Origin of the sequence: Dietzia timorensis, assembly GCF_020742175.1 — a bacterium.
GTDB lineage: Bacteria > Actinomycetota > Actinomycetes > Mycobacteriales > Mycobacteriaceae > Dietzia > Dietzia timorensis_A.
Window position 1 is genome coordinate 1 of record NZ_DYXM01000096.1, and the last position, 7,723, is coordinate 7,723.

The 7,723-nt window shown below is 66.3% G+C and carries 6 protein-coding genes; 4 read left to right on the forward strand and 2 right to left on the reverse strand.

The genetic code is table 11. The features are described 5' to 3' along the window. The 3 genes from K8V11_RS05050 to K8V11_RS05060 all read left to right on the forward strand — a co-directional run. A partial coding sequence (locus tag K8V11_RS05050) for an MFS transporter (protein ID WP_303911349.1) occupies positions 1 to 706 on the forward strand: 706 nt, incomplete at its 5' end. Continuing rightward, positions 706 to 1,608, forward strand: coding sequence for a shikimate dehydrogenase (locus K8V11_RS05055; RefSeq protein ID WP_303911350.1), 903 nt, complete (start codon positions 706 to 708; stop codon positions 1,606 to 1,608). The genes K8V11_RS05050 and K8V11_RS05055, both read left to right, overlap by 1 nt. Continuing rightward, complete coding sequence (locus tag K8V11_RS05060; protein ID WP_303911351.1) at positions 1,605 to 3,422, forward strand: sugar phosphate isomerase/epimerase and 4-hydroxyphenylpyruvate domain-containing protein; 1,818 nt, start codon at positions 1,605 to 1,607, stop codon at positions 3,420 to 3,422. Before K8V11_RS05055 ends, K8V11_RS05060 begins: the two co-directional genes overlap by 4 nt. On the opposite strand, the gene K8V11_RS05065 is transcribed toward K8V11_RS05060, so the two are convergent. Beyond that, the gene (locus K8V11_RS05065) at positions 3,419 to 4,933 is read right to left on the reverse strand and encodes an NAD(P)/FAD-dependent oxidoreductase (protein ID WP_303911352.1); all 1,515 of its coding nucleotides are present in this window, start codon (positions 4,931 to 4,933) and stop codon (positions 3,419 to 3,421) included. The two genes, K8V11_RS05060 and K8V11_RS05065, sit on opposite strands and share 4 nt — an antisense overlap. A gap of 109 nt (positions 4,934 to 5,042) precedes the next feature. On the opposite strand from K8V11_RS05065, the gene K8V11_RS05070 reads away from it, so the two are divergent. Further along, positions 5,043 to 6,005, forward strand: coding sequence for a hypothetical protein (locus K8V11_RS05070; protein WP_303911353.1), 963 nt, complete (start codon positions 5,043 to 5,045; stop codon positions 6,003 to 6,005). On the opposite strand, the gene K8V11_RS05075 is transcribed toward K8V11_RS05070, so the two are convergent. After that, on the reverse strand, positions 6,006 to 7,723 hold a 1,718-nt coding region (locus tag K8V11_RS05075; protein WP_303911354.1), incomplete at its 5' end, for an ATP-binding cassette domain-containing protein.

Sequence of the window (7,723 nt, forward strand, 5' to 3'; positions counted from 1 at the left end):
CATGGCCGCCGCGATGATCAATACGGTGAACATGGTCTTCACCGTGTTCTCGGTGTCCTTCGCGACCAACGGCAACGGCCTCGAGCGCTCGACGATGCGGTGGGTGCCCGTCGTGGTCAACGTCGTCGCGCTCGCGGCGATCCCGCTCGCCGGCATCCTCGCCGACAAGTTCGGCCGCAAGCCCGTGTTCATTGCCGGTGCGCTCGGCCCGGCCGTGGTGATGTTCCCGTACCTCTGGGCGATCACCACCGGCAACTGGCCGCTGATCTTCCTGTTCGGAATTCTCATGTCCGGCTTGCTCTACTCGCTGGCCAACGCCGTCTGGCCCGCGTTCTACGCCGAGATGTTCCCCACCCACGTCCGCGTCACCGGTCTCGCGCTCGGCACCCAGCTCGGCTTCGCCGTCTCGGGCGGCGTCGCGACCGCCGTCGCCACCGCGCTGTCGGGCGACGATATGGGCAACTGGTTCGGCCCGGCCGTCTTCGTCGCGGCCATGTGCCTCATCTCCACCTTCGCGGCGATGACGGCGAAGGAAACGTTCCGCATGGGCCTCGTCGACATCGACGCCGTGCAATCGGCGCCGGAAGAGGTCTCCCTCGCCGACGGCCCCGCCGCGTTCGAGGGCGCCTCGGCCGCGTCCGGTTCCACCACCACAGGCGATGCCACACGCACGCCCGTCGCCATGTCGGGCGGGGAGGAGAAATAGTGCAACGCACGTATCTACTGGGGCTCATCGGCGAAGGCATCACCACCTCGCTCACCCCGCCGATGCACGAGGCCGAGGCCACCGCTCAAGGGCTCTCGCTCGTCTACCGCACCATCGACCTGCGCGAACTGGGCAGATCACCGTATGACGTCGGAGAGCTTCTCCGCTCGGGCGTCGAGTTCGGGTTCGACGCTTTCAACATCACCCACCCGTGCAAGCAGCTGGTCATCTCCCATCTCGACGAGCTGAGCGCGGAGGCCGAGCGCATCGGCGCCGTCAACACGGTGCTCATCCGCGACGGCCGACTCATCGGCCACAACACCGACGCCGGCGGTTTCGCCCTCGGATTCCAGTCGGCCCTCGGGGACGTCGACCTCTCGAACGTTCTGCAGCTCGGAGCCGGCGGCGCCGGTGCGGCAGTGGCCGACGGGCTGGCCGGGCTCGGCGCGGCGACCCTCACCATCGCCGACCCCGATCGTGGACGTGCCGTCGAGCTGTGCGAACGCCTGGGCCGCCGCGGCGACGTCCGCGCAGTGGCCGCGGATATCGCCGACGCCGAACGCCTCCTCGCCTCGGCTTCCGTCTCCGGTCTCGTCAACGCCAGCCCGATCGGCATGCACCACCACCCCGGCAGCCCGGTGTCCCCCGAGGCATTGCACAGAGAGCAGTGGGTCGCGGATGTCGTGTACCGCCCGACGGTCACCGAGCTCATCACCGCTGCGCGGGAGCTCGGCTGCGCGACCATGCCAGGCGGCCACATGGCCGTCGGCCAGGCGGCCGCAACCTTCGCGATGGTCACCGGCAACGCTCCGGACGAGGGCCGGATGAGCAGGCACTTCGCACAACTGGTGGCCGCCGAAGAGCAGCGGCAACACGTACAGCCAGAAGGGGTGCACGCATGAGGACCTCGATCGCGACCGTATGTATTTCGGGCACGCTGGAGGAGAAGCTCGCCGCCTGTTCGGCGGCCGGCTTCGACGGCGTCGAGCTTTTCGAGCAGGACCTCATCACCTCGCCGCTGTCTCCCGAAGAGGTTCGGGAACGGGCCGCGCGCCTCGGCCTAACCCTCGACCTGTACCAGCCCTTCCGCGACCTCGAAGGCGTGGAACCCGAACAGTTCGCGCGTAATCTCGAGCGGCTCGAGGCGAAGTTCCAGCTCATGGACCGGCTCGGCATCGACACGATCCTCGTGTGCTCCAACGTCGACTCCGCCACCGTGCACGACGACGAGGTCATCGCCGACCAACTCCGCCAGGCCGGCGAGCTCGCCGCGCGGTACGACAAGCGCATCGCCTACGAGGCGCTCGCCTGGGGCACCTACGTGAACACCTACTGGCACAGCTGGGAGCTGGCGCGGGCCGCCGAGCACGACGCCGTCGGCGTCTGTATCGACTCCTTCCATATCCTCTCCCGGGGCGACGATCCCTCGCGCATCGCCGAGATCCCGGGCGAGAAGATCTTCTTCGTCCAGCTCGCCGATGCGCAGCCCATGGGCATGGACGTGCTGCCCTGGAGCCGTCACCACCGCGTCTTCCCAGGCGAGGGAGGGTTCGACGTCGTCGAGATGGTCCGCCTACTCATGATCGCCGGCTATTCGGGCCCGCTCTCGCTCGAGATCTTCAACGACGTCTTCCGCGAAACCGATCCGGCCGTCACGGCCGTCGACGGGAAGCGCTCTCTCATCTGGCTGCAGCAGCGTGTGCGCGGCCGGTTCGGCGCCGACGATTCGCTCCGCGCGCAGCTCGACGGCGTGCCGAAGATCGATCCTGTCGAGCGCATCGACCACATCGAACTGATTTCTGACCGCCCGGACGAGCTCGGCGCCGTGCTCGACGCCGTCGGCTTCACGCTCGTCGGTCGGCACCGCCGCAAGGACGCCCTCCTGTTCCGGGACGGCTCCACGCTCATCGTCCTCAACCCTGCTGCGACCGGGGGCACGCGAATCGCGTCCATCGCCGTCAGAGTCGATGACGCCGAGGCTGCGGCAGATCGAGCCGTCGAACTGGGCGCGGCCCGTGCCTCCCGACCGGTCACCGCCGGCGAGGCGGATCTGCCCGGCGTGGTCGCCTCCGAGGAGTGGCAGCTGTTCTTCGTCGACGCGCAGCGGTCCGAGTGGCCGTTGGAGTTCTCCGACACCCGCCCCTCGCCCGCCGCCGGCGAATCGGACCAGGGGCCACGGTTCGATCACCTTCACCTCACCGAGACTCGCGGAAGGTTCACCGCGACGACCTTGTTCCTCGAGTCGGTCCTGCGCATGGACAGGACCGCGCCGCTGGACGTGCCCAGCCACCGCGGGCTGGTGCGCACGCAACTGCTCCAGTCCCCGGAGCGAGGCGTGAACATCGTGCTCGGGCTGGTTCCCTCCCACGGGAACGACGCTGCCGATAACCGGTATCCCGTCCACGTCGCGTTCGAGGTCGAGTACGTCGAAGCGGTCGCCGAGCGCGCCGCGCACCGCGGCATGTCGACCCTCGATATCCCCGGGAACTACTACGACGATCTCGGCGCGCGCTTCGGCATCGATGCCGATACTCTCGCCCGCTGGCGCAGGCTCGGGCTGTTCTTTGATCGCGGTGAGAGCGGCGAGTACCTGCACTTCTACACCCGAACCGTGGGCAGGGCGTTCTTCGAGCTCGTCGAGCGCAGGGGCGGCTACAGCGGCTACGGGCACACGGGCACCCCGGTGCGGCTGTCCGCGCAGGAGGTCCTCGCCTAGGAAAACTCGAGGTCCGGGTCGTCGATTCGACCCTTGAGCAGGACCTTCCGGTCGTCGACGTAGCGATTGCCGATGGTCCATGTCCCCTCGTCGAGGACGCGCGGCAGCTTGTCCTCGTTCCGCTTGACGTAGCCCGCTCCGAAGTCGAGGAGCGGGCGCGTCGCGGCGAAGTCCCCGGAGAACCGCGGGGTCGCGACCCGAAAACCGCGTTCGTCCATGTAGCGCAGCAGCCGCGTGAAGTGGGTGGCAAGCAGCCCGATCTTGAGAGTCCACGAGGAGTTCGTGTAGCCGACGGCGAACGCAAGGTTCGGCACATCCGAAAGCATGATCCCCTTGTACGCGGCATGTTGCCCGACCTCGATCGGCTGCCCGTCGACGGAGAGCGCGATGCCGCCGAGCGGCTGGAGGATAAAGCCCGTCGCCGTCACAAGGAGGTCACACGGCAGATGCTTTCCCGACGCGGTGACGATGCCGTCCGACGTCAGATGGTCGATGGTGTCGGTGACGATGTCGGCTTTCCCTTCGGCGATCACGGTGAACAGGTCGCCGTCGGGGACCACGCATAGGCGCTGGTCCCACGGGTTGTAGGGCGGGGTGAAGTTCGGGTCCATCGGGTAGCCCTTGGGAAGGTACCGCTTGGCGAAGGCCTCGATGAACTTGCGGCCGAACGCCGGGAAGCGGCGCAGTATCGCGTACTGGGTGGCCTGGAATTCGATGTGAATGGCGCGCATGATGTGGTGCGCGCGTTCGACGCCGAACAGCTTTCGCATAGGTTTGACCAGCGGGGAAACGCGCGGCAGCGGGAACATATAGGTGGGCGTGCGTTGCAGCATCGTCACAGATTCGGCCTTGTCTGCGAGCGAGGGAATGAGCGTCACCGCGGTCGCTCCCGAGCCCAGCACGACGATCTTCTTTCCGCTGTAGTCGAACCCCTCCGGCCAGTATTGCGGGTGGATGATCTCGCCTTCGAAGTCCTCGCGCCCCGGAAGTTCGGGGTTATTTGCCTTGTCGTAGCGGTAGTAGCCGCTGGCGTTGAACAGCCACGTCGCGTGCACGGTCTCGGTGCGTACGGATCCGTCGGCGCCGGTGACCTCGCAGGTCACCGCCCAGCTCTGGGTCGCCGAGTCCCAATCCGCGCCGGTGACCTTGTGGCGGAATCGGATCTTGTCCTCGACTCCGTACTCGCGCGCCGCTTCGCGAACATAGTCGCGGATCTCCTCGCCCGGCGCGATCATCGTGTCCCCGGTCCACGGCTTGAATCCGTAGGAGAAAGTCTGCACGTCCGAGTCCGAGCGAATCCCGGGATAGCGGAACAGGTCCCAGGTGCCGCCGATCGCGTCGCGGGCTTCGAGGATCGTGAAGGTCTTTCCGGTCTCGCGCCGGCCGAGTTCGATGGCCGTGCCGATCCCGCTGATCCCCGCCCCGATGATGACGACGTCGACGTCAATCCCGCCACCTGCATCGTCGCCGTTGCCGGTGCGGCCGGCGGGCATACCGTTCGATTCGACCATGGTGGATCCCTCCTCCGCAGGACGAGGGCGCGCCCTGCGCCGTGATGTGGGACCATTCTGGCACGAAACGCCTCGCGACCGCCGCCGGAAAGGGCAAGAGCAGACCACGATGACGCCAGCTGGGAAATCCCCCGACGACTCTGCCGCCGAAACCGAGGGGAACACTCTCATTGGCAGATTCCGGGTCTCCCCCGAGCCTGTTGAGTATTCCGGTCCGGTTGCCGGCCACGAGGTTCTCGTCGAGATCCGGCACAGCGTCATCGACACCGTCCTCGCCCGTATGTGGGTCGACGGCACGCCCGCTCTACAAAAGTCGGAGGATGACGCCGCGCGGAAGAAAACCCGCAAGCGTCTCGCCGCTCTCGACAAAAAGGAATCGAAAGAAGGCGAGTTGAGCGAGCACGACCAAGTCGCTCGCCGCCTCGACGAGGACAGCACCGATCACCCGTGGCACGCTGTCTTCGACGCAAAGTATTTATCCTTCGACACGTCCGAAGCGGCTGCGGGCCCTGACCCCATCGACGACGAGAGCGTCGAAAACAACGAGGGCAAAACCGAGGCTGAGAACGGCAAGATCCTGCGTATCAAGGTCAAACTTCGATCGCTGGGAAAGACTGCCGAGGTCACGACGGCGATGACCGCGACGCCTCAATTCCTCGTGCCGGCCGCCGGTTCGGATTCGGCGCTGCGCGATGCCAAGCAGTTGGCGAATCCGCAGAAGTTCGCGCTGAGGTCGGCAGCGCTCAAGGCAGTCGCTATTCTTCTCGGTCTTGGCGCGGCGTGGATCGGTGCTCGTGTTATCGCATGGCTCGTCCAGCAGCTTTCGCCGCTGATGCCTGATATCTCGTTGCCGAGCATCAATATCCCCACGCCGGACATTTCGCTGCCGGACATTTCGCTGCCGAGCATCAATCTGCCGGAACTGCCGTCGTGGCTCGGTGCCGTGGAGCCGTTCATCCAGCCTCTCGTGCTCATTCTCATTGCCGGCGTTGTCGCCTGGTCCTTCGCGAAGAGGAAACAAAAGGCTTTGCAGGAGCGGGATATCGATAAGGACCCAGCGGCTGGCGACTAGCTATCTGGCTATCGCCTCGCGCAGGTGGGTGCCGGTAATCGTGTCGGAGGCGACGAGGTTCGCGGGCGTGCCCTCGAATACGACTTTGCCTCCGCGCGAACCGGCGCCCGGACCGACGTCGATGATCCAGTCTGCTGCAGCCATGACCGCCATGTTGTGTTCGATGGCCACGACGGTGCGTCCGGCGGCGACGAGTCTGTGCATCATGTCGACGAGCCGGTGGGTGTCGGCCAGGTGCAGGCCGGTGGTCGGTTCGTCGAGGACGACGACGGGCTCCACATCGGTGAGTCGGGTGGCGAGCTTGAGGCGCTGGCGCTCGCCACCGGACAGCGTGTTGAGCGGCTGCCCAAGCTTGATGTAACCAAGCCCCACGTCGTTCATCCTGCCGACGATTTTGCTCGCTTCCCCTGCGGTGAACAGGTCGGTGGCGGCCTCGAAGGACATGTTGAGCACGTCGTCGATCGACCGCCCCTTGAACGTGTACTCGAGTACCTCGGGAAGGAAGCGGCGCCCTTCGCACTGCTCGCAGCGCGTGGACACTCCGGCCTGCATCGCCAGGTCGGTGTATACGACCCCGAGACCGCCGCAGCCAGGGCAGGCGCCTTCGGAGTTGAAGCTGAATAGCGCGGGCTTGACCCCGTTGGCGCGCGCGAACTGCTGGCGCACTTTGTCCATCAGGCCCGTGTAGGTCGACGGCGTGGAGCGCCGGGATCCGCGGATCGGTGCCTGGTCGACGACGAGCGCATCCGGGTGCGAATCGAGACCGCCGTGGACGAGCGAGGACTTTCCGGAGCCGGCGACGCCGGTGATTACCGTGAGCGTGCCGAGCGGAATTCGCAGGGTCTCAGAGTGGACGTTGTTCTTGGTGATCCCGTCGACGACGAGATCGCCGGACGGCGTTCGCGGGTTCTCGGCCAGCGCCAGACCGGCGTCGAGGGACCGGGAGGTGACGGTGTCCGCGTCGTGGAGTCCGGCGACATCGCCGCGGTAACACACCTCTCCGCCGGTCTCGCCCGAGCCGGGGCCGAGGTCGATAACGAGGTCCGCACGACGAATAACCTCGGGCTTGTGCTCGACGACGAGGACGGTGTTGCCCTTGTCGCGAATATCGGTGAGCAGGTCAATCATCCGGGCGATGTCGTGCGGGTGCAGGCCAATCGTCGGCTCGTCGAACACATACGTGACGTCGGTGAGCGCGCTACCGAGGTGCTTGACCATCTTCACCCGCTGCGCCTCGCCGCCGGAAAGTGTGCCCGCTGCGCGCGACAGGCTCAGGTACCCGAGTCCGACATTGACCATGGACGACAACATGTCTCTGAGCGCACGTGCCGTGGGAGCCACCGACGGGTCGTCGATGCCGCCGACCCACTCGAGCAGCTCGTCGATCTGCATGTCGGCAAGCTCGCCGATCGTCTTCCCCCGAACTGTCGCGGTCCTGGGCGCCTCGGCAAGCCTGGTACCTCCGCATTCCGCACACGCCTCCCGAGTGGAGACCCTGTCGACAAAGTCGAGGATGTGCTTCTGCTTGGGCGGGGTGTCCCGGTCGAGGTAGAGCTGCCGCAGCTTCTTCTCGACGCCGAGGTATGTCTGGTTCGATCCACCGCGCTTTTCCTTGACCGGACCGCCGTGGAGGAACCACTCCCACTCGTCCTCGTCGTAGTCCTTCAATTTCTTGTTCACGTCGAGCTTCGGCGTCGCCTCGTAGGCCGTCCAATGCC

Excerpts from the sequence above, each read along its gene's own strand:
- K8V11_RS05070 (WP_303911353.1), top strand. The coding sequence starts at position 5,043 with ATGACGCCAGCTGGGAAATCCCCCGACGACTCTGCCGCCGAAACCGAG.
- K8V11_RS05060 (WP_303911351.1), top strand. The coding sequence starts at position 1,605 with ATGAGGACCTCGATCGCGACCGTATGTATTTCGGGCACGCTGGAGGAG.
- K8V11_RS05065 (WP_303911352.1), bottom strand. The coding sequence starts at position 4,933 with ATGGTCGAATCGAACGGTATGCCCGCCGGCCGCACCGGCAACGGCGAC.